21 protein-coding genes are annotated in these 19,488 nt (G+C 72.3%); 10 read left to right on the top strand and 11 right to left on the bottom strand.

Going from position 1 to position 19,488, the window contains the following annotated elements; genetic code table 11:
* Positions 1 to 48: 48 nt before the first annotated feature.
* Both BLS25_RS10780 and BLS25_RS10775 read left to right on the top strand, forming a co-directional pair.
* On the top strand, positions 49 to 1,356 hold the full coding sequence (locus BLS25_RS10780; protein WP_074695610.1) for an HNH endonuclease: 1,308 nt from the start codon (positions 49 to 51) through the stop codon (positions 1,354 to 1,356).
* A 240-nt stretch (positions 1,357 to 1,596) separates the two neighbouring features.
* Positions 1,597 to 2,568: an NAD-dependent epimerase/dehydratase family protein gene (locus tag BLS25_RS10775; RefSeq protein WP_074695608.1), complete on the top strand. Its 972-nt coding sequence runs from the start codon at positions 1,597 to 1,599 to the stop codon at positions 2,566 to 2,568.
* On the opposite strand, the gene BLS25_RS10770 is transcribed toward BLS25_RS10775, so the two are convergent.
* The 5 genes from BLS25_RS10770 to BLS25_RS10750 form a co-directional block, all read right to left on the bottom strand.
* Complete coding sequence (locus BLS25_RS10770; protein ID WP_056230202.1) at positions 2,565 to 3,131, bottom strand: ribonuclease H family protein; 567 nt, start codon at positions 3,129 to 3,131, stop codon at positions 2,565 to 2,567. The genes BLS25_RS10775 and BLS25_RS10770 overlap by 4 nt on opposite strands.
* Positions 3,132 to 3,221: 90 nt before the next feature.
* Positions 3,222 to 4,283: a phosphogluconate dehydrogenase (NAD(+)-dependent, decarboxylating) gene (gnd, locus tag BLS25_RS10765; protein ID WP_074695606.1), complete on the bottom strand. Its 1,062-nt coding sequence runs from the start codon at positions 4,281 to 4,283 to the stop codon at positions 3,222 to 3,224.
* 86 nt (positions 4,284 to 4,369) lie between these two features.
* Positions 4,370 to 4,873 carry a bifunctional nuclease family protein gene (locus BLS25_RS10760; RefSeq protein ID WP_074695604.1) on the bottom strand — a complete coding sequence of 168 codons (504 nt, stop codon included), beginning with the start codon at positions 4,871 to 4,873 and terminating at the stop codon, positions 4,370 to 4,372.
* A 37-nt stretch (positions 4,874 to 4,910) separates the two neighbouring features.
* Entirely contained in the window at positions 4,911 to 5,531 is a 621-nt protein-coding gene (locus BLS25_RS10755) for a response regulator (protein WP_074695602.1), read from the bottom strand.
* Positions 5,528 to 6,691, bottom strand: coding sequence for a sensor histidine kinase (locus BLS25_RS10750; protein WP_056230213.1), 1,164 nt, complete (start codon positions 6,689 to 6,691; stop codon positions 5,528 to 5,530). Before BLS25_RS10750 ends, BLS25_RS10755 begins: the two co-directional genes overlap by 4 nt.
* Positions 6,692 to 6,837: 146 nt before the next feature.
* Between BLS25_RS10750 and BLS25_RS10745 the strand changes: the two genes are divergently transcribed.
* The gene (locus BLS25_RS10745; protein WP_074695600.1) at positions 6,838 to 7,899 is read left to right on the top strand and encodes an ABC transporter permease; all 1,062 of its coding nucleotides are present in this window, start codon (positions 6,838 to 6,840) and stop codon (positions 7,897 to 7,899) included.
* Positions 7,896 to 8,591: an ABC transporter ATP-binding protein gene (locus BLS25_RS10740; RefSeq protein WP_074695598.1), complete on the top strand. Its 696-nt coding sequence runs from the start codon at positions 7,896 to 7,898 to the stop codon at positions 8,589 to 8,591. The genes BLS25_RS10745 and BLS25_RS10740 overlap by 4 nt, the downstream gene beginning before the upstream one ends.
* On the opposite strand, the gene BLS25_RS10735 is transcribed toward BLS25_RS10740, so the two are convergent.
* Positions 8,572 to 8,934 carry a hypothetical protein gene (locus BLS25_RS10735; RefSeq protein ID WP_056230221.1) on the bottom strand — a complete coding sequence of 121 codons (363 nt, stop codon included), beginning with the start codon at positions 8,932 to 8,934 and terminating at the stop codon, positions 8,572 to 8,574. The two genes, BLS25_RS10740 and BLS25_RS10735, sit on opposite strands and share 20 nt — an antisense overlap.
* Before the next feature lie 230 nt (positions 8,935 to 9,164).
* Between BLS25_RS10735 and BLS25_RS10730 the strand changes: the two genes are divergently transcribed.
* Entirely contained in the window at positions 9,165 to 9,446 is a 282-nt protein-coding gene (locus BLS25_RS10730; protein WP_056230224.1) for a metal-sensitive transcriptional regulator, read from the top strand.
* A gap of 9 nt (positions 9,447 to 9,455) precedes the next feature.
* Positions 9,456 to 9,797, top strand: coding sequence for a heavy-metal-associated domain-containing protein (locus tag BLS25_RS10725; RefSeq protein ID WP_074695596.1), 342 nt, complete (start codon positions 9,456 to 9,458; stop codon positions 9,795 to 9,797).
* 41 nt (positions 9,798 to 9,838) lie between these two features.
* On the opposite strand, the gene BLS25_RS10720 is transcribed toward BLS25_RS10725, so the two are convergent.
* On the bottom strand, positions 9,839 to 10,132 hold the full coding sequence (locus BLS25_RS10720; protein WP_074695594.1) for a hypothetical protein: 294 nt from the start codon (positions 10,130 to 10,132) through the stop codon (positions 9,839 to 9,841).
* 100 nt (positions 10,133 to 10,232) lie between these two features.
* Positions 10,233 to 10,778: a PadR family transcriptional regulator gene (locus tag BLS25_RS10715; protein ID WP_056230229.1), complete on the bottom strand. Its 546-nt coding sequence runs from the start codon at positions 10,776 to 10,778 to the stop codon at positions 10,233 to 10,235.
* Positions 10,779 to 10,909: 131 nt separating this feature from the next.
* Between BLS25_RS10715 and BLS25_RS10710 the strand changes: the two genes are divergently transcribed.
* From BLS25_RS10710 to cydC, 4 genes are read left to right on the top strand one after another with little or no spacing between them, the layout of a single operon-like run.
* Positions 10,910 to 12,349 (top strand): cytochrome ubiquinol oxidase subunit I, encoded by a 1,440-nt coding sequence (locus BLS25_RS10710; RefSeq protein WP_056230233.1) that lies wholly within the window; start codon positions 10,910 to 10,912, stop codon positions 12,347 to 12,349.
* Positions 12,350 to 12,358: 9 nt separating this feature from the next.
* Positions 12,359 to 13,390: a cytochrome d ubiquinol oxidase subunit II gene (cydB, locus tag BLS25_RS10705; protein ID WP_074695592.1), complete on the top strand. Its 1,032-nt coding sequence runs from the start codon at positions 12,359 to 12,361 to the stop codon at positions 13,388 to 13,390.
* 7 nt (positions 13,391 to 13,397) lie between these two features.
* Entirely contained in the window at positions 13,398 to 15,107 is a 1,710-nt protein-coding gene (gene cydD / locus BLS25_RS10700; RefSeq protein WP_074695591.1) for a thiol reductant ABC exporter subunit CydD, read from the top strand.
* A complete protein-coding gene (cydC, locus tag BLS25_RS10695) occupies positions 15,104 to 16,789 on the top strand; it encodes a thiol reductant ABC exporter subunit CydC (RefSeq protein WP_256335575.1) in 1,686 nt (561 codons plus the stop codon). Before cydD ends, cydC begins: the two co-directional genes overlap by 4 nt.
* A 1-nt stretch (position 16,790) precedes the next feature.
* Here cydC and BLS25_RS10690 read toward each other — a convergent pair whose 3' ends face one another.
* From BLS25_RS10690 to modA, 3 genes are read right to left on the bottom strand one after another with little or no spacing between them, the layout of a single operon-like run.
* Positions 16,791 to 17,834 (bottom strand): sulfate/molybdate ABC transporter ATP-binding protein, encoded by a 1,044-nt coding sequence (locus BLS25_RS10690; protein WP_074695811.1) that lies wholly within the window; start codon positions 17,832 to 17,834, stop codon positions 16,791 to 16,793.
* Entirely contained in the window at positions 17,831 to 18,610 is a 780-nt protein-coding gene (gene modB, locus BLS25_RS10685; RefSeq protein ID WP_056230243.1) for a molybdate ABC transporter permease subunit, read from the bottom strand. Before modB ends, BLS25_RS10690 begins: the two co-directional genes overlap by 4 nt.
* Positions 18,607 to 19,365, bottom strand: coding sequence for a molybdate ABC transporter substrate-binding protein (gene modA, locus BLS25_RS10680; RefSeq protein ID WP_074695589.1), 759 nt, complete (start codon positions 19,363 to 19,365; stop codon positions 18,607 to 18,609). Before modA ends, modB begins: the two co-directional genes overlap by 4 nt.
* Positions 19,366 to 19,488 lie beyond the last annotated feature (123 nt).

The raw sequence follows: 19,488 nt of genomic DNA, 5'->3' as shown, positions 1-19,488 counted from the left end.
GTCACCGACGCCGACGGCAATGTCGGAGGTTGGTGGAAGCATGTCTACATGAGCCACCCCGCAGCTTCTCCGCACGAGGCGGACGACGCGGTGCTCGACGATGTGGTCGCCTCTCTCGTACGGATCGAGGCGACGATCTCCGCGCTCGAGGCGGAGCGGTTCCGACAGCTGGCGCGCGCGCACGCCGTCGCTGTGGGGCGAAGCGCTCACCGGCCCCGCACCGTGCAGGAGCGCGAGGTCGCCCTGCGCTCGATCGCGGCCGAGGTGGGCCTCGCGCTGCGGTGGCACGATCGCACGGCGCAACGACGCCTTACCGAGGCCGGCGCGCTGGTCGAGGACTTCCCCGCGACGGTGACCGCGCTGGAGGAGGCGAAGATCACGGCGCGGCACGCCGAGGTGATCCGCGAGGTCGGGGCACCCCTGCTCGAATCGGAGAGCCGCCAGGAGTTCGAGCGCCGCGTCCTGACCCGCGCCGAGCGCGACACGGTCGCCGGCACTCGCGCCTTCGCCCGGGCGGTCGCCGACGAACTCGAGCCTCGCTCGATCACGGAGCGTCATAGCGACGCGGTGGACCGACGCCGCGTCTGGGTCGACGACGACATCGACGGGATGGCGCAACTCGGCGTGATAGACAGCGCGACGAAGATCCGGGCGATGTTCGATCGACTCACGCGACAGGCGCGCGCTGTGCGCCGGGTCGCCGATGCGGGCGGCGGAGAGATCGGCGTCACCGACGCCCGGTCAATCAATCAGACCCGCGCCGACCTGCTGTGCGACCTCGTGCTCGGCGGTCGACCGGTCATCGACCCGACGCACGATCACCTCCCGGGAGGGCTGGGAGCGATCCGGGCGGAGGTCTCGGTCGTCATTCCGGTGTTGACCGCCGTCGGCGCGAGCGAGCGCGGCGCGATGCTCGACGGGTGCACCCCCGTCGACGCCGATACGGCGCGCCACCTCCTCGCCGAAGCACCGGGGTGGGAGCGCCTGCTCACCGACCCGGTCACGGGCGTGGTCCTCGGGGTCGACCGTTACCGTCCGACTCCGGCGATGCGTCGGTTCGTGCGCCTTCGCGACGTGCACTGCCGCTTTCCCGGGTGCCGTCAGCCCGCCCGTCGCTGCGAGATCGACCACAACCTCGACCACGCGAGGGGCGGACGGACGACGCTGTGCAACCTCGCGTGCCTGTGCAAGCGCCACCACGTCCTCAAGACCGAGACACCCTGGACGGCCGCCCAGCAGTCCGACGGCAGCATCGTGTGGACGAGCCCGCTCGGGCGCCGCACCACCGACCCACCCGAACCTCGGGTCGCGTTCGCGCCCAGCCCCGGTTCCGACCCCGACCCCCCGCCGTTCTGAGCCGCGACCGATTGCCCCGCCGCGGCGATCCCACCCTTCGGCGGTGGCCGTCCTGCCTGTGCCGCGCGGATCCCGCCACCCGGCACGCGCCGTCGTGAGCACGCGCCGTCGTGGGCACGCGCCGTCATGGGCACGCGCCGTCGTGGGCACGCGCCGTCTCCGGCTGGGCGACCGCGGTCTCCCTCCGCCGAGCGCGAACACCCTCGCCCCGCCCCCGCTTCGGGTGATTGGCTGACCCGCATGAGACGCATCCTCATCCTCGGCGGGACCGCGTGGCTCGGACGCGCCATCGCGACGCACGCCGTGGCGCAGGGCGCCGAGGTCACGCGCCTCGCCCGCGGCGAATCCGGCGACGCGGCGCACGGCGCCCGGCTGATCCGCGCCGACCGGGCAGCGCCCGGCGCCTACGACGAAGTCCGACACGAGTGGGACCAGGTCGTCGAGCTCTCGTGGGACCCGGGGCTCGTGGCATCCGCCCTCGATGCCCTCGCCGACCGGGCGGCGCACTGGACGCTCGTCTCGAGCGTCTCGGTGTATTCCCGCTCCGACATGCCGTTCGCCGACGAGACGGCGGAACTCGTGGAGCCGACCGATCTCGGACAGTACGCGGATGCCAAGGTGCACGCCGAACGGATCACCTCGGCCCGGCGCGGCGACCAGGCGCTCCTGGCGCGGGCCGGGCTCATCGTGGGGCCGGGCGACCCCACCGATCGCTTCGGCTACTGGCCCGCCCGCTACGCCCGCGGCGGGCGGGTCCTCGCGCCCGAGGCGACCGGTCGCCACGTCCAGGCGATCGACGTGGACGACCTCGCCGCGTGGATCGACCTCGCCGGCTGGACGGGCATCACGGGTCCGGTCAACGCGGTCGGCGAGGAGCTCCCCCTCTCCGCGGTGCTCGCGGCGGCCCGCGACGCGGCCGCTCACGACGCACCCGAAACGGCGACCGAGACCGTCACCCTCGACGACGACACCCTCACCGCGCGGGGCGTCGCCTTCTGGGCCGGGCCGCGTTCGCTGCCCCTGTGGCTACCCGAGAGTGCGGGAGGCTTCGCGCGCCGCAGTGACGCCGCTTTCGTGGCATCCGGAGGGCGTCGCCGCTCTCTCGCCGAGACGATGGGCCGCACGCTCGACGACGAGCGCGAACGCGGACTGGACCGCCCCCGCCGAGCGGGACTCACCCCCGCCGAAGAGGCGGAGGTCCTCAGCGCCTAGCGGCCGTTGCGGTCGGCTGCGGAACGGGGAGGCGCCGACGAAACCTCGAGCTTGTCGAGGCCGCGCAGCGAGGTCCAGATGAGCTCCTCACCCTTGGCGGCGTGCTGCGAAGCCCGCACCGCACGCTCGTCGGCCCACGAGTTGAGCACGTGGCCCGAGTGCCCGCGCACGTGCTCGAGCACGACGTCGGGGAGCCCGGCGGCCCGCCGAGCGTCGCGCGCCGCGATCAGCGCTTCGAGGATCCCCTGGTTGGCGACCGGCTTCTTCGCGCTCGTGACCCAGCCGCGACGGCGGTGGCCGTCCATCCACGTCGAGTACGTGTCGATCGCGTACTTCGAGTCGGCCTGCACGACGAGCTCGCGCACGTCGGCGTGATCTGTGATGGCGTACAACAGGCCGAGCAGCTCGCCGATGTTGTTGGTGCCCTCGGGGATCGACCCGGCCGCCCAGTGTCCGTCTTCGCCGACCCAGGCCCAGCCGGCGGGGCCGGGGTTGCCCTTGCACGCGCCGTCTGTGGCGACGACGTAGCGGTCGGAGGACGCGGGCGATTCGGTACTGCTCATCCCTCTAGTCTCCCCCGGAGCGCTGCACGCGAACGACGACGCCCCCGCCGACGGTGCGAATCACCGGCGGCGAGGGCGGGGTCGACGACGTCAGTTGCGGCCGCTCTCGGCCTTCTTCTGACCGGCCTCGAGCACGTCACCCGCGGGCAATTCCTGGTGCCCGCCGAACTGCAGACGCATCGCCGAGAGCACCTGGTTTGCGAAGTGGTCCTCGCCGCGCGAGGCGAAGCGCTCGAACAACGACGCCGCCAGCACGGGCACGGGCACGCCCGTGTCGACGGCGGCCTTGACCGTCCAACGCCCCTCACCCGAGTCCGACACGCGACCGGCGAGGCCGTCGAGCGTCGGGTTCTGCGCGAGGGCGGCGGCGGTGAGGTCGAGCAGCCACGACGAGATGACCGAGCCGCGGCGCCAGAGCTCCGTGACCCGGGCGGTGTCGATGTCGAACTGGTAGAACTCCGGCTCTTCGAGCGGCGCGACCTCGGCGGAGTGCTCGCCCTGGTGCAGCCCCGCGTCGGCGTTGTTCAGCACGTTGAGGCCCTCGGCGAGGGCGGCCATGATGCCGTACTCGATGCCGTTGTGGACCATCTTCACGAAGTGACCGCTGCCGGAGGGGCCGCAGTGCAGGTAGCCGCGCTCCTCGGTCGTGTAGTCGCCGGTGCGCCCGGGCGTGCGCTCGACCTCTCCCGGTCCGGGCGCGATCGTGCGCAGGACGGGCTCGAGGTGCGCGACGGCCTCGTCGTGGCCGCCGACCATCAGGCAGTACCCGCGCTCGAGACCGAACACGCCACCGCTGGTGCCCACATCGACGTAGTGGATGCCGCTGTCGTCGAGCTTCTTCGCCCGGCGCACGTCGTCGCGGTAATTCGAGTTGCCGCCGTCGATGATGATGTCGCCCGGCTCGAGCACCTCGGCGACCTCGTCGACGACCTTTCCGGTGAGACCGGCGGGGATCATGAGCCAGACGGCGCGGGGCTTCTGCAGCTTCGATGCGAGGTCCGCGATGCTCGTCGCCCCGGTCGCCCCCTCCGCGACCAGGGAGGCCACGGCATCCTGGTTCACGTCGAACACGACGCAGTCGTGACCGTCTCTCATGAGTCTGCGGACGATGTTGGCGCCCATTCGTCCGAGTCCGACCATGGCGAGTTGCATTGGTTCCCCGTTCGTCGTGGATCACGGACCGCGGCACGCGGCCCTTCCGCGAGTCTAGGAGCGTGCGGGGGCACCCGGGATCGGTGCTAGCCCTGGAAATCGTCGGGATCGACGTGGTCGAGGAACCTCCGGAATTCCTCCACGCGATCCTCGTCGGCCCCGTCCCCGTCGAGCTCGACGGCGTCGTCGGGTACTCCGGCCTCGTCGAAGACGGCGTCGGCCACGAGGATCGGCGCATCGGCGCGGGCGGCGAGGGCGATGGCATCCGAGGGGCGGGAGTCGAAGGTGCGGGGCCCGACCGGGGTGTTCAGCACCACCCGCGCGTGGAAGGTCCCCTCGTCGAGGTGGGTGATCTCCACCCGGTCGACCGACGCGGACAGCTCGCCGAGCATCGCGGTCATGAGATCGTGCGCGAGGGGGCGCGGCGATCCCGTGCCCTCGATCGCCACGAGGATTGACATCGCCTCTTGCGGTCCGATCCACACGGGCAGCACGCGATCGCGTCCTCGAGCCGCGTCGATCGGTTTGAGCAGGATGACGTGCTGCTGGGCGGGGTCGAGGGCGACCCCGACGACGCGCACCCTGATCATGGGGCCATCGTAAAGGCCCGCGCACCCGCGTGGAGGATCAGCGCAGGATGCCGAGGGCTCGAGCCGCCGAGACGGCGGCGGTGCGAGAAGAGACGCCGAGTTTCGAGAACACGTGCGCGAGGTGCGACTTCACCGTCGCGTCGGTGATGTGCAGGCGCGCGGCCACCTCGGCGTTCGAGGCGCCTCGCGCGACGAGACGCACCACCTCGATCTCGCGCACCGACAGGGTCACCCGCGGCTCGCGCAGACGGGCGAGGAGGCGCCCCGCGATCGCCGGGGCCAGAGCGCTCTGCCCGGCCGCAGCGGCACGGACGCCGGCGAGGAGCTCGTGCGGCGGGGCGTCCTTGAGCAGGTACCCGCTGGCTCCCGCCTCGACGGCGCCGAGGATGTCGCCGTCGGTGTCGTAGTTCGTCAGCACGAGCACGTACGGTGGCGCGGCGAGCGCGCGCACCCGTCGGGTGGCCTCGGCTCCCGCCGCCCGTTCGCCGAACTGCAGGTCCATCAGCACGAGCTCCGGCGCGAGCGACGCGGCGAGGGCGACGGCCTCGTCGGGGGTGGCCGCCTCGCCCACCACCTCGATGTCGGCTTCGGCATCGAGCAGGGCGCGCACACCCGCCCGCACCACCGGGTGGTCGTCGGCGATCACGACGCGGATCATGCCGCCCCTCCCGGAAGGACGACGGTGATGGTCGATCCCGCGTCGGGCGCGCTGTCCACGTCGAGCACGCCGTCGAGCTGATCGACGCGCTCGCGCATGGCGCGCAGCCCGAAGGAGTCCGTTCCGAATGCCGCCTGCTCGGCGCCGCTCGCGTCGAACCCGATGCCGTCGTCGGTCACGGTCAACCGCGCACCCCCCGCCTGCGGGACGAGTCGGATGCGCACGCTCCGCGCCCGCGCGTGCTGGGCGATGTTCGCGAGGGCCCCCTGGGCGATGCGGAGCAGAGCGGTCTGCGCGTCCATGGGCAGCGAGACCGCGGCATCCACTTCCACCTCCACGTCGACGCCCTCGCGGGCGCCCCACCCGGCGGCGAGACGCTCGAGGGCCGAGCCCAGGCCGCGATCGAGGCTCGGCGGAGCGAGCTCGCGAATGAACCGACGCGTCTCGGCGAGACCGTCGGCGGCCGTCTGGCGCGCGAGACGCACGTGCGCGATCCCGGGGCCGTCGGCGTCGGCCCGCTCCGCCGCGTGCAACAGCATCTGGATGCTCGACAGCCCCTGGGCGACGGTGTCGTGCAGTTCGCGGGCGAGTCGCGCGCGTTCGGCGAGCGTCCCCTGCTCGCGCTCGGCGGCGGCGAGCCGACCGCGCGTGGCGATCAGTTCGGACATGAGCGCCTCGCGCTCCGCGGCCCGCCTCTCCAGAGCCCCGTAGCCCAGGCCGATCAACAGCGCCACCCCCGCCCCGACGACCGGACCGACGACCCCGCCGACGGTGAGCCCCCCGTGCACGGCGAAAGCGGCGATCGTGAGGGCCGTGGTGCCGACGACGGCGAGCGGTCCGGCCGCCCCCGGCAGGACGTGCAGGTACAGGAAGAACAGGGGGAACACGAGGTACGCCGCTTCGGGCACGAGCCACACCAGCGCCGCCCACACCACCGTGAGCGCCACCACCCACACGACGCTGCGCCGCGAGCGCCCCGAACGCGCGACCCAGAGCCCCGCGAGGTACACGACCCCCAGCACGCCGGCGAGCACGAGGGCGAGCAGCGATCCGTTCGTCAGCAGGACGCGCGCGACGACGAGGGCGAGCAGGCCCCCGAAGAGGGCGTGCAGGCCCACGCGCAGCCCCGTGAAGACGGGGGCGAGGGGTCGATGGCTCATGTCACGCTCCAGGCTACGGATGCCCGGACCCCGGCGGATCATCCGAAAGGTGGAGAGAGAGTTCGCCCACCCCGCCGATGCCCGCGAGCGCGCCCCTGGCGAGGCTGGAACGGTGCCGGCGAGAGTCGTCGGCGGAAGGAGACGACGTGTACGTCGCATGGCGCGATCTGCGGTTCGCCCGCGGGCGATTCGCCCTCATCGGGGCGGTCGTCGCCCTCATCACCCTGCTCGTCGGCTTCCTCTCGGGGCTGACGGGCGGCCTCGCCGCTCAGAACGTCTCCGGCGTGCTCGCCCTCCCCGGGGACCGGCTGGTGCTGCACCCGGTCGACGGCGCGAGCGCGACCTTCGCGGACTCGACCATCGAGGCCGACACCGTCGCCGCCTGGCGCGCGGCGCCCGGAGTCGACACGGTCACCCCCGTCGGCATCACGCAGACGCGGGCCGAGGGTCCCGGCGCCTCGACCGCTGTCGCCCTCTTCGGGCTCGACGCGGGTACGGCCTTCGCCGCCCCGCGCCGCGACGACGAGGTCGACCTGTCGGCGGGCGCCGCGAAGGCGCTCGGGGCGGCGGTCGGCGACGACGTGTCGATCGCGGGCTCGTCGTACCGCGTGGCCGCGATCGGAGGTGACGAGTGGTACAGCCACACGCCCGTCGTCGCGCTCAGCACGGCGGCCTGGACGACCCTCGCCCAGCGTGTGGGTGGGACGGGGCAGCCGACGGTGCTCGCCGTCACCGGCTCCCCCGCGTGGGATTCCGTGGCCGCCGACACCGGCACCACGGCATCCACTCCTCTGGCGAGTCTCACGGCTCTGTCGACGTTCCGGTCCGAGATCGGTTCGCTCGCGCTGATGATCGCGATGCTCTTCGGCGTCTCGGCCCTCGTGGTCGGAGCCTTCTTCACCGTCTGGACGATGCAGCGCTCGGCCGACATCGCCGTCCTCAAGGCCCTCGGGGCGAGCACCCCCGCCCTCGTGCGCGACGCCCTCGGCCAGGCGTCGGTGGTCCTCATCCTCGGGGTCGGTGTCGGGATCGGTCTGACCGCCCTGCTCGGGGCCGTCGCCGGCGGCACCCTGCCCTTCGTCCTGAGTCCGCTGACGACCCTCGCGCCCGCGGCGGTCATGATCGCGCTCGGCCTTCTCGGCGCGGCCGTCTCTCTGCGCACCGTCACCTCGTCCGACCCTCTCACCGCCCTCGGGAGCACCCGATGATCCTTCTCGACGACGTCACCCTCACCTACCCCGACGGAGACGCCCGCGTCACCGCCGTCGACCGCGTCACGCTGGAGGGACGGCCGGGGATCGTCACCGGCATCACCGGTCCCTCGGGATCGGGCAAGTCCAGCCTGTTGGCCCTCGCCGCCACCCTGATCCGTCCCGACTCCGGACGGGTGATCGTCGCGGGAACGGATGCCACCCGGCTCAGCGCCTCGGGAGCGACGGCGCTGCGACGCGATCGCATCGGGATCGTGTTCCAGCAGCCCCAGCTGCTTCCCGCCCTCACCGCCCGTGAGCAGGTGCGGGTGATGGCGGAGCTCGGGGGCTCCGGTCGGCGCGAGCGACGCTCTATGGTGCGCTCGCGGGTCGACGAGCTGCTGGACGCGGTCGGGCTCGGCGCCGTCGCGGACCGTCGTCCCGCACATCTGTCAGGTGGTCAGCGCCAACGCGTGGCGATCGCCCGCGCCCTCGCGCACGAGCCGCGGGTGCTGCTGGTGGACGAGCCGACGAGCGCCCTCGACAGCGCCCGGGGCACCGAGATCATGGCGTTGCTGTCGCGGCTGACGCGCGAGCGCGAGACGGCGACCCTTCTGGTGACGCACGATCTGGTACACGCCCATGCCCTCGACGAGATGGTCGAGGTCGTCGACGGGCGGGCGGCCCTCGTCACCAGCCGTACGCGTTGAACCACTCGCGACGGCGATCGGCTTCGGAGCGCGATTCGTCGCCGCGCCACGAATCGTGTGGCTCCAGGAGGCCCTCGCCGTCGCGGCTCACGAACGCCCAACAGACGGGGCACAGCGCGCGGCCGCCGGGGAACCCGTCGTCGAGGACCGGGGCGGGTTCGGCGGGGGTCCCGGCCGCGGCGCACTCCGGCGGGTCCGCCTGCAGGTCGTTCCACAGCAGGCGTCCGCCGGTGCGGTGGTGAAGGCCGCGGTGGCCGTCCTCACGGGTGCAGATCTCGCCGTTTCTTCGGCTGAGGCACAGCCTCCGGGCGGCGCCCGGAAGCGCTGCCAGTGTTCGCGTCATCCTTCGATTCTCGCCGTTGCGAGCGCAGCGGGGGCAGGTGCGGGATGCGCACGGGGCGATGGGGGCCGGTGGGGAAGGGATCGGCGGTCATCGCTGACCACCACCGGTGCGACGAGAGAACATGTCGACCTCCTGATGGTTCGACCATCCGCCCGCGAGCCGAGGATTCCGAGGGGGTTGACAGGACCGGGGACGGTGCTATGCATACCCCACGGGGGTATCATCGGGGTATGCACGGATACGAGGGCCACAAGGACGACCTCCTCAAGCGCCTGCGACGGGCCGAGGGCCAGGTGCGCGGCATCGCGCGCATGGTCGACGACGACCAGTACTGCATCGACATCCTCACCCAGGTCTCGGCGGTGACGAAGGCGCTCGAGAACGTCGCCCTCTCCCTGCTCGACGATCACCTGTCCCACTGCGTCGCCGAAGCCGCCGCGCAGGGCGGCCCCGTCGCGGAAGAGAAGCTCAAAGAAGCCAACCAGGCCATCGCCCGGCTGGTCCGCTCGTAAGGAGAACCCATGACCGAACAGCGCATCGACCTCGGCCTCACCTCGCCCCGCTCCTCCGGCGGCGGCTGCGGCGACGGATGCGGGTGCGGCCACGGGGCCGCGGCATCCCCCGCCTCCCCCTCCCGCGCGGACGCGGGGGCCTCGACGGTCCTCCGCGTCGAGGGGATGACCTGCGACCACTGCGTGCGCGCGGTGACCGAAGAGCTCAATGCCCTCGACGGCGTGGAGGTCGTCGACATCGACCTGCGCGCGGATGACGCGTCGCTCGTACGCATCACCTCGACGGGCGCGGCCGACCAGGCCGCCCTGAGCGCCGCGATCGACGAAGCGGGCTACACGCTGGTCCGCTGACCGAGGACGCACCGACGACCGGCGTCACCACGCAGGCGGGCTCAGAGGACGCGACGCACCAGGGCGTCGACCGCCGCGTGGAAGGTCATGTGCTGCGACACCTCGACGGCGCGGTCGTAGCGCGGGCCGCCGAGCGCCACGAAGACGGCACCGACGACCTCGACGTACCCGACGATGTACCCCTCGCGGGCGACCTCGTACAGGTCGAGGTCGATGCGCGTCCACGGGATCTCGGTGAGAGCGGGAGGGGCCGCGAGCGGTGTCGCCCCGGCTTTCGCCGCCGCACGGGCGCCCTTCGACGATCCCGGTCGACTGAGGGGTGCTTCCATGACCATGCGAGAACTCCTTGAGTCGTACCGGGGTGTTCTCACAGTGCGCTGTCGCCCCCTGATCCGCGCCGCCCTTGACGTAATGGCGAAACGGCGATACGCCGGGTCAGACGGCGCTACGCGCGGGTCGCCCGCGGCGCGGACGGTCCTCGGACAGGTCGAAGGACTCCGCTCCGGCGGCGAGCTCCTCGACCTCGTCGAGCCAGCGCAGGTCCGCCTCGAGCCTCTCGCGGCGCGCCGCGCGCACGATCGCCGCGGGCACGGCATCCGGCAGCTCCTCGTCGACCTCGGCGAGCGCCGCGCGGGTCGCGTCGCGTTGCACCGACAGGATGCCGGGGACGTCGGCCCCGGGGAGCGTCACCGCCAGCGCGAGCTTGAGGGCGACGTCGTCGCGACCCTCGACCAGCGAGGCACCGGACAACCAGGCTCGCGCCTCGGCGCGGCCGTCGTCCGTCAGGTCCCAGAGCACGCGCGCCTCGTCGTCGATGCCGGCGCCCTGGACGAGGCCGTCGCGCTCGAGGCGTTCGAGGGTGGTGTACACCTGCCCGACGTTGACCCGTGCCCCCGTGCGCCGTTCGTACTCGGCGCGCAGCTGCGAGCCGTAACAGGCGCCGCGATCGAGGATCGCGAGCAGGCTCAGACGAACGGACACGACGCCTCCTGGCGGGTCTGAAATGACTTGCCGAGTATATCGTTCGACGCCGAGGGATCCCCCGACGCGCCGCGGAGCCCCGGCGTAGCATGTGGTCTGACCACACAATCCGGTTCGATCGGAGGCTCCTGATGGAGTGGCTCGACCCCCTCGCCCTCGCCCGCTGGCAGTTCGGGTTGACGACGCTGTACCACTTCCTCTTCGTGCCCCTGACCCTGGGAATGTCGCTCGCCGTGGCGATCTTCCAGACGGTCTGGTACCGCACGGGAGACGTGCGGTGGCTGCACATCACGCGCTTCTTCGGGAAGATCTTCCTGATCAACTTCGCGATGGGCGTGGTCACCGGCATCGTCCAGGAGTTCCAGTTCGGCATGAACTGGTCGGCCTATTCCCGCTTCGTCGGCGACGTCTTCGGCGCCCCGCTCGCCTTCGAGGGCCTGCTCGCCTTCTTCCTCGAGGCGACCTTCATCGGCCTCTGGATCTTCGGGTGGGACAAGCTCCCCCGCCTCGCCCACCTCGCGAGCATCTGGATGGCGTCGATCGGCGCCACCCTGTCGGCGTACTTCATCATCGCCGCCAACGCCTTCATGCAGAACCCGGTCGGGTACCAGATGTCGGCGGACGGCCACCGCGCCGAGCTCGTCGACTTCTGGGCGATGCTCACCAACCCCGTCGCCCTCGCGGCCTTCCCCCACACGATCTTCGCGGGCTGGATGTTCGCGGCCATGGTCATCGTCGCGGTCTCGGCCTGGCACATGGCACGCGGGCGCAACACCGAGATGATGCGCAAGACGCTCCGCTTCGGACTGTGGTCGACGGTGGTGTCGTTCGTCCTCGTCGCTATCGTCGGCGACCAGCTGAGCCTCGTGATGGTCGCGACCCAGCCGATGAAGATGGCGGCGGCCGAAGCGACCTTCAACACCGTCTGCGGGCAGGATGCCTCGTTCTCGATCTTCACGCTCGGCACGCCGGACGGAACGAGCGAACTGTTCAGCATCCGCGTGCCGTTCCTGCTCAGCATCCTGTCGACGCACTCGCTCGACGGTTGCGTCGAGGGCATCAACGACCTCAACACCCTCTACAGCCAGCAGATGTTCCCCCAGTTCGCCGACCAGGTCGACGGCAACTTCGCCCCCGTGCTGTGGGTCACCTACTGGGCGTTCCGCTGGATGATCGCCCTCGGCGGCATCGCGGCGCTCGTCAGCGTCGTCGGCCTGTGGGTCACCCGCAAGAAGGCCAAGCGCCCCGTCGCCGGCTGGATGTGGCGCGTCGCGATCTGGGCCGCTCCCCTGCCGATGCTCGCGAGCCTCGTCGGGTGGGTGTTCACCGAGATGGGCCGTCAGCCCTGGATCGTGTTCGGCCTGATGCTCACGCAGGACGGCGTCTCGCCGAGCGTGCCCGGCTGGAGCGTGCTGATCTCGCTCGTCGCCTTCACCCTCGTCTACCTCACCCTCGCAATCGTCGAGTTCGGTCTCATCGTGAAGTTCGCGCAGAAGGGCCCCGAGCCGCTGCCCGACCCCGATGCCGAACACGACGACTCGGTCGAGAACACCCCGACCACGGTCTACTAGGAGCCCCTCATGGACCTCGCATACCTCTGGTTCTGGATCGTCGCCTTCCTCTTCGTGGGCTACTTCGTGCTCGACGGCTTCGACTTCGGCGTCGGCATGTCGATCCCGTTCCTCGGCAAGGACGACATCGCCCGCCGGCAGATCATCAACACCATCGGCCCCGTCTGGGACCTCAACGAGACCTGGGTGATCGTCGCCGGCGCCGCCCTGTTCGCCTCGTTCCCCGAGTGGTACGCGACCCTGTTCAGCGGGTTCTACCTGCCGCTGCTCGCGATCCTCATCGCCCTGATCGCCCGCGGCGTCTCGTTCGAGTACCGCCACCAGCGCGACTCGCTGAAATGGAAGCGCGCGTTCGACCGCATGATCTTCTTCGGCTCGGCCGCCCCGGCGTTCCTGTGGGGCGTCGCCTTCGCCAACATCGTGCAGGGGGTCCCCCTCGACGCCGGCCACGAGTACGTCGGCACCGTGCTGACGCTGCTCAACCCCTACGGCATCCTGGGCGGGCTCACGACCCTCACCCTGTTCTTCGTGCACGGGGTGTACTTCGTGGCCCTCAAGACCGACGGCCAGGTGCGCGCCGACGCCCGCTCGCTCGCGAAGAAGGCGGGAGTGCTGGCCATCGCGCTGGCCGCCCTGTTCCTCGGCTGGACGATCGTGAACGCCGCGAATGCGGAGGCGCCCCTGCTACTCGGTGTCGTCGCCCTGGCCGGTGTCGCCGCCCTGACCCTCATCGGGTCGTGGATCGCGAACCTCCGTGATCGCGAAGGCACCGCCTTCACCCTCGGCGCCGTGACGATCGTCGCCGCCGTCGCCGCCCTGTTCTTCGCCCTCTTCCCGAACGTCATGCCCTCGACGCTCGCCGCGGGCTCGAGCCTCACGATCGACAACGCCTCGAGCACCGACTACACGCTCACGATCATGAGCTGGGCGGCGCTGATCTTCCTGCCGCTGATCCTGGCGTACCAGGGCTGGACGTACTGGGTGTTCCGCAAGCGCGTCACCCGCGCCCGCATCGAGAAGGCCGCGCTCGTCGCCCACTGAGACCGTCATGAAACCCGTCGACCCCCGGCTGCTCCGTTACGCCACCGCCTCCCGCGGCTTCTTCGCGGTGACCGCGGCGATCGTCCTCGCCCAGACGGGCACGATCATCGGATTCGCCTGGGCGCTCACCAGCGCCCTGGTCGGCGTCATCGCGGGCCGACCGGTCGGCGAGCTGTGGGGGTTCGTCGGGGTCGCGGCATCCCTCGTCCTGCTCCGCGGGCTCCTCGGGGCGGCCTCGGAGCGCGTGTCGGCCCGGGGGGCGGCCGCGGCGTCGCTGCAGCTGCGGGCGGCCGTGATCGGCGCGGTCGGACGCCTCGGCCCCGCCTGGCTCGCTCGCCGCAATGCCGCCTCGCTCGCGGTCACGGCGGGCCACGGTCTCGAGGCGCTCGACGCCTACTTCGGCCGGTACCTGCCGCAGCTGGTCGCCACCGCCATCACGATGCCGATCCTCATCGGGGCGATCACGCTCGCCGACCCGCTGTCGGGCCTGATCGTTGTGCTCACGATCCCCCTGATCCCCCTGTTCATGGTGCTGATCGGCTGGGCGACCCGCGGCGTGCAGCAGAAGCAGTACCGCACCCTCGGCCGCCTGGCCGCGCGCTTCGCCGACACCGTCGAAGGCCTCGGCACCCTCAAGGCCTTCGGTCGGCAGCATCGCGCGGCGGACTCGATCGAGACGATCACGCGCGACTACAAGCGCGAGACGATGACGGTGCTGCGCGTGTCGTTCCTGTCGGGGTTCGCACTGGAGTTCCTGGCCTCGATCTCGGTCGCGATCGTGGCGGTCACCATCGGCTTCCGCCTGCTCTCGGGCGATCTGAGCCTGCTCGTCGGTCTGTTCGTGCTGCTGCTCGCCCCCGAGGCGTACCTGCCCCTGCGCCAGGTGGGCGTGCAGTTCCACGCCGCGTCCGAGGGGGTCGCGGCGACCGACGAGATCTTCGACACGCTCGACGCCGCGCGCTCCGCTCGAGAAGAGCGGGGTCCGGATGCCATGACCTCGACGCTCGGATCGACGGTGACGCTCGAGGGGGTCCGGGTGCACCGCGAGGGACACGCGCTGCCCCGCGTATCGCTGTCGGTAGGGCCCGGAAGGGTGGTGCTCGTGACCGGCCCGAGCGGCGTCGGGAAGTCGTCGCTGATCGCCGCTCTCCTCGGGTACGTCGCGTACGACGGCCAGGTGCGCGTCGACGGCGTCTCCGTCTCGCACGCCCGCGACGCGGTCGCCTGGGCGGGCCAGCGGCCGGGGCTGGCATCGGGCACGGTCGCCGAGAACGTGTCGCTCGGGTCACCCCTCGACTCCGGGTGCATCTCCGCCGCCCTGGCCGACGCGGGCGCATCCGACATCGGCCCCGGGATCGTGCTCGGTGCGGGAGGAGCGGGCCTCTCGGGCGGCCAGGCGCAACGCGTCGCCGTCGCGCGGGCCCTGTACCGCGCGCGAATCGGCGCGGTGCCGGTGCTCGTGCTCGACGAGCCCTCCAGCGCCCTGGATGCCGACACCGAGGCCCACCTGTGGAAGACCCTCCGCCGCGAGGCCGACGCCGGCCGCGGCGTGCTCCTCGTCTCGCACCGACGCTCCGCCCGCGCGATCGCCGACGAGGTGGTCGAGCTCACGCCCCCGTCCCTTTCGCGTGAGGGGTCGGAATCTGTCGCTTCAACGGGGTCCCAGGCGACAGATTCTGACCCCTCGCGCGCACGCGGACGGCAGGTGCGGTCGTGAACGCGCGTGTCCGCGGCATCCTGCGCTCGGCGATGCCCTCGCGGCGACGCTTCGCGCCCGCGGTGCTGTCGGGTTTCGGCACCGCGGCGAGCTCGATCGCACTCCTCGCGGCGAGCGCGTGGCTCATCGCGCGGGCCGCCGAACAGCCCCTCGTGATGTACCTGTCGATGGCGGTGGTCGGGGTCCGCGCGTTCGCCCTGTCGCGGGGAGTGTTCCGCTACCTCGAGCGCCTCACCGGACACGACGCGGCCCTGGAACAGCTCGCGGGAGTTCGCGCCGATCTCGTGCGCGACCTCGTCCCCCTCGCTCCCGACGGACTCGCGCGCTCGCGGCGCGGGGGGCTGCTCTCGAGCGTCGTCGACGACGTCGACGAACTGCAGAACCTCCCCCTGCGCGTGATGCTCCCCCTCGCGGTCGCCGTCCTCACCTCGCTCGCCGCCGTGGTGTTCACCGCGATCGTCTCGTGGCCCGCGGCCGTCGTGCTGTTCGTCTGCCTGGCGGTCGCGTTCGCCGTCGCGGTCGTCGTGGGCGGGGCCACCGGCGCGCGCGCTGAGCGCTCGATCGCCCCCCTCCGCGCCGCCGTCGCCGACGCGGTGCACGACCTGCTCGCGAACCTCGACGTGCTGACGGCGTACGGAGCGCTGGATGCCGCGACCGAGCGCGTCCGCCGTGCCGATGCCGCTCTGCGCCGAGCCGTCGTCCGACGCGGCGGAGCCCAAGGGCTCACCTCGGGGGCCGTCTCGGTGCTCGCCGGGGTCGCCTCGCTCGCCGCCCTGCTCGTCGCCGCCCCGTCGCTCGCCGGTGGATCCCTGTCGGGCCCGGGGCTCGCCGTCGTCGTGCTCGTGCCGATGGCCGTGTTCGAGGTGTTCGGGCCGGTGCCCCTCGCCCTGGCCTCCTGGCGCCAGGTGCGCTCCGCGGCGGAACGTATCGCCGACGCCGTGCCCGAAGCCGTCCCCGACGGACTCCCCCGCGACGAGCACGCCGCAACCGGTGCGGCACCGATCCTCGGCGCGGGCCTCGAACTGACCGGCGTCCGCGCGCACTGGCCGGCACGCAACGACCTCGACGCCGACGCCGGCCGCCTCGACGACATCGCCCTGCGCTTGGGGCCGGGCGAGCGCGTCCTCGTCACGGGTCCGAGCGGAGCGGGCAAGACCACGCTGGCGCACGTGCTCACGCGCTTCCTCGACTACGACGGCTCGTACCGGGTCGGCGGCATCGAAGCCCGCGACATCTCGGGCGACGATCTGCGCCGCACCGTCGGGATCATCGAGCAGTCGCCGTACCTGTTCGACGAGTCCGTGCGCCAGAACCTCCTCTTCGCGCGCGAGGGCGCCACCGACGACGAACTGTGGACGGTGCTCGAGCGCGTCGGCCTCGATCCCTGGGTCCGCGAGCGCGGCGGCCTCGACGCCCGAGTCGGCGACCGGGGTGGGCTGGTGTCCGGCGGGCAGGCTCAGCGTCTCGCGCTCGCGCGGGCGGTGCTGCGCGACTTCCCGGTGCTCGTGCTCGACGAGCCCACCGCGGGCGTCGATCCCGCGGCATCCGACGCTCTGCTCGTCGACCTGCTCGGTGCGATCGGACGGGACCGGGCCGTCGTGCTGGTCTCGCACGTCGATGTGCCGGAGGGGCTGGTCGACCGCGAGGTGCGGCTCGAGAACGGGCGCGTGGCGGCGGCCTGAGTCAGCGTGACGCGACGAAGCGGACGCGCTCCGGCGGCACGCTCCACAACACCGTGTCGCCGGGCCGGATGGATGCCGCCTCGATCGGCGCCACCTCGGCGGAACCCTCGTCGGTGACGACGCGCACGCCCGTCGGCGTGGGCTCCACGGAGACCACGCGGACCGGAGTCCCCTCTCCGAGTCGCGCGTCCGTCGCACGGTAGACCGCCGCGAGAGCGGCACCGTCGGTCGCGGCGAGCGCACGAGACGCCGGATCCGCCGACGCGAGCCGGAGCGCGCCCCGCACGAACGCCCCGCCGCGGGCCTCGCCGACGAGCCGCTCCAGACCGGCGATCCGCGCCGCGACGTCGGTGAGCGGTGCCGATAGCACCTCGCGAACGGGCCCCTCCTGCGTCACCCGCCCGCGCTCCACGATCACGAGGCGGTCGGCCAGGGCGGCCGCGTCGATCGCGTCGTGGGTGACGGCGACGGTCGTCACGCCCGCGAGCCGCTCCCGCAGCATCGCGCGGATCTCCGAGGCCGTGAGCGCATCGAGCGCGACGAGGGGTTCGTCGAGCAGGACGACCCGCGGCTCGGCCGCCAGAGCCCGGGCAACCGCGACGCGTTGCTGCTCGCCGCCCGACAACTGTGCGGGGCGCCGATCGCCCGTGCCCGGCAATCCGACGCGGACCAGCCACTCCTCGGCGGCGTCGCGGGCGACGGATGCCGGCACCCCGGCCGCACGCGGACCGAAGGCGACGTTCTCGCGCACGGGGAGGTGCGGAAAGAGGCGCGCCTCCTGCCCGAGCAGCACGATCCCCCGGTGCATCGGGGCGGTCCGCGTGCGCGGCGGGCGGTCGAGGACCCGCCCGTCGACCGAGATCTCCCCCTCGTCGAGCGGCGTGAGCCCGGCGAGCGCGCCGAGCAGCGTCGATTTTCCCGCGCCGCTCCGGCCCATCACGGCGACGGTCTCGCCCGGGGCGACGTCGAGCGTGGCGTCGACGACGAAGTCACGGCGACGCACGCGGATGCGGGCGCGGAGCTCAGCGGCATCCGGAATCGTCATCTGCCCACCCCCGGTCGCCACCCGCGCACGAGCAGCAGCACGGCGACGGCGGTGATCAGCAGCAGCAGCGACAGAGCGACCGCGGTGCCCTGGGACACTCCCGCTCCGTTGAACGCGGTGTAGATCGCCAGCGGCATCGTCTGCGTGACACCGGGGCGGTTGCCCGCGAACAGCGCGGTCGCCCCGAACTCCCCGATCGCTCGAGCGAAGCACAGCACCACTCCGGCGACGATGCCGGGAGCGGCCAACGGCAGGGTGACGCGCCGGAGGATCGTCGCGCGCGACGCCCCGAGCGAGGCGGCGGCGCGTTCGAATTCGACCCCCGTGCTGCGCAGCGCCCCCTCGACCGCGAGGACGAGGAACGGAAGGGCGACGAACACCTGGGCCAGCACGACAGCGGTGGTGGTGAACGGCAGGGCGAGGAAGCCGAACCAGCCGTTGCGCCCGAACAGATACAGCAGGGCGACGCCGCCGACCATCGGGGGCAGCACGAGCGGCACGGTGACGACCGCGCGCAGCAGAGCCGCCGTCCGCGCGGGACTGCGGGCGATGAGAAGGGCGAGAGGGATGCCGACCACCGCGCACACAGCGGTGGCCGCGGCCCCCGTTCCCAGCGACAACGCCAGGGCCGAGAGGGCGGCCTCCGATGTCACGTCGCTCCAGAGCGTCGCCCACTCCACCCGCGCGATGAGGGCGGTGAGCGGAACCAGCAGGAACAGCAGGCCGAGCACCGCCGGCACGATCAGCCAGCGGGGGATGTATCCGGCCGCTCTCACGGCGCGCGGAAGCCCGCGTCGGCGAGCACGCGTTGCCCGTCCTGCCCGAGCACGAACGCCACGAACGCGGCCGCGGCCTCGGGGTTCGGGGCACCGGTCAGGGCGGCGATCGGGTACCGGTTGACGACGGCGCCGGCACCGGCCGGCACGATGGTCTCGACGTCGTCGCGACCGTTGACGTCGGTGGCGTAGACGAGACCCGCGTCGGCCTCGGAGGCGGCGACCTTGGTGAGCACGGCGGTGACGTTCTGCTCGGAGCTGGCGGGCGTGACGGCGACGCCGGCGTTCGACAGGAGGGTCTGCGACGCCGCGCCGCACGGGACCTCGGGGGCGCACAGCACCGTCGTGACCCGGGCCAGGTCCGCGAGGGTGGCCACGGCGCCGGGATTGCCCTTCGGCACGGCGATCACGAGGGTGTTGCCGGCAAACAGCTGGGGGTCGGGTGCCTGCTCCTTCACCTTCGCCATGTTCTTCTCATCGGCCGAGGCGAACACGTCGGCCGGCGCGCCCTCGCCGATCTGCGTCGCGAGGGTGCTCGATCCGTCGTACACCGCGCTCACCGTGACCCCGGGATGGGCGGCCTCGAACGCTGTGGCGATCTCGTCGAACGACCGCTGCAGCGAGGCGGCGGCGTACACCTCCACCGTTCCCGAGAGGGAGTCCTCGGATGCCGCGGGCGCGGGCGCGGAGCTCGCGCAGCCGGCGAGCAGAGCCGCCGCGGCGGCGACGACGGCAAGACGGAGGGGGCGGCTCATGACGGTCCTTTCGGCGACGCCGGCGGCTCGCTGTTGCTTCAGTATTCCGCATCTGCGGATTGCGAATGTCATATCATCCGCGAAACTCGCGAAAAAGTCATCGCGCTGACATCTCCACCGCGC

The sequence above is a fragment of the Microbacterium testaceum StLB037 genome, assembly GCF_900104345.1.
Classification (GTDB): domain Bacteria; phylum Actinomycetota; class Actinomycetes; order Actinomycetales; family Microbacteriaceae; genus Microbacterium; species Microbacterium testaceum_A.
The sequence above is the reverse complement of the archived record's forward strand: the minus strand, read 5'-3'. Positions and strand labels throughout refer to the sequence as shown.

Coding starts and splice junctions, on each gene's coding strand:
- BLS25_RS10780 (WP_074695610.1), top strand. CDS start 49: ATGAGCCACCCCGCAGCTTCTCCGCACGAGGCGGACGACGCGGTGCTC.
- BLS25_RS10775 (WP_074695608.1), top strand. CDS start 1,597: ATGAGACGCATCCTCATCCTCGGCGGGACCGCGTGGCTCGGACGCGCC.
- BLS25_RS10770 (WP_056230202.1), bottom strand. CDS start 3,131: ATGAGCAGTACCGAATCGCCCGCGTCCTCCGACCGCTACGTCGTCGCC.
- gnd (WP_074695606.1), bottom strand. CDS start 4,283: ATGCAACTCGCCATGGTCGGACTCGGACGAATGGGCGCCAACATCGTC.
- BLS25_RS10760 (WP_074695604.1), bottom strand. CDS start 4,873: ATGATCAGGGTGCGCGTCGTCGGGGTCGCCCTCGACCCCGCCCAGCAG.
- BLS25_RS10755 (WP_074695602.1), bottom strand. CDS start 5,531: ATGATCCGCGTCGTGATCGCCGACGACCACCCGGTGGTGCGGGCGGGT.
- BLS25_RS10750 (WP_056230213.1), bottom strand. CDS start 6,691: ATGAGCCATCGACCCCTCGCCCCCGTCTTCACGGGGCTGCGCGTGGGC.
- BLS25_RS10740 (WP_074695598.1), top strand. CDS start 7,896: ATGATCCTTCTCGACGACGTCACCCTCACCTACCCCGACGGAGACGCC.
- BLS25_RS10735 (WP_056230221.1), bottom strand. CDS start 8,934: ATGACGCGAACACTGGCAGCGCTTCCGGGCGCCGCCCGGAGGCTGTGC.
- BLS25_RS10730 (WP_056230224.1), top strand. CDS start 9,165: ATGCACGGATACGAGGGCCACAAGGACGACCTCCTCAAGCGCCTGCGA.
- BLS25_RS10725 (WP_074695596.1), top strand. CDS start 9,456: ATGACCGAACAGCGCATCGACCTCGGCCTCACCTCGCCCCGCTCCTCC.
- BLS25_RS10720 (WP_074695594.1), bottom strand. CDS start 10,132: ATGGTCATGGAAGCACCCCTCAGTCGACCGGGATCGTCGAAGGGCGCC.
- BLS25_RS10710 (WP_056230233.1), top strand. CDS start 10,910: ATGGAGTGGCTCGACCCCCTCGCCCTCGCCCGCTGGCAGTTCGGGTTG.
- cydB (WP_074695592.1), top strand. CDS start 12,359: ATGGACCTCGCATACCTCTGGTTCTGGATCGTCGCCTTCCTCTTCGTG.
- cydD (WP_074695591.1), top strand. CDS start 13,398: ATGAAACCCGTCGACCCCCGGCTGCTCCGTTACGCCACCGCCTCCCGC.
- BLS25_RS10690 (WP_074695811.1), bottom strand. CDS start 17,834: ATGACGATTCCGGATGCCGCTGAGCTCCGCGCCCGCATCCGCGTGCGT.
- modA (WP_074695589.1), bottom strand. CDS start 19,365: ATGAGCCGCCCCCTCCGTCTTGCCGTCGTCGCCGCCGCGGCGGCTCTG.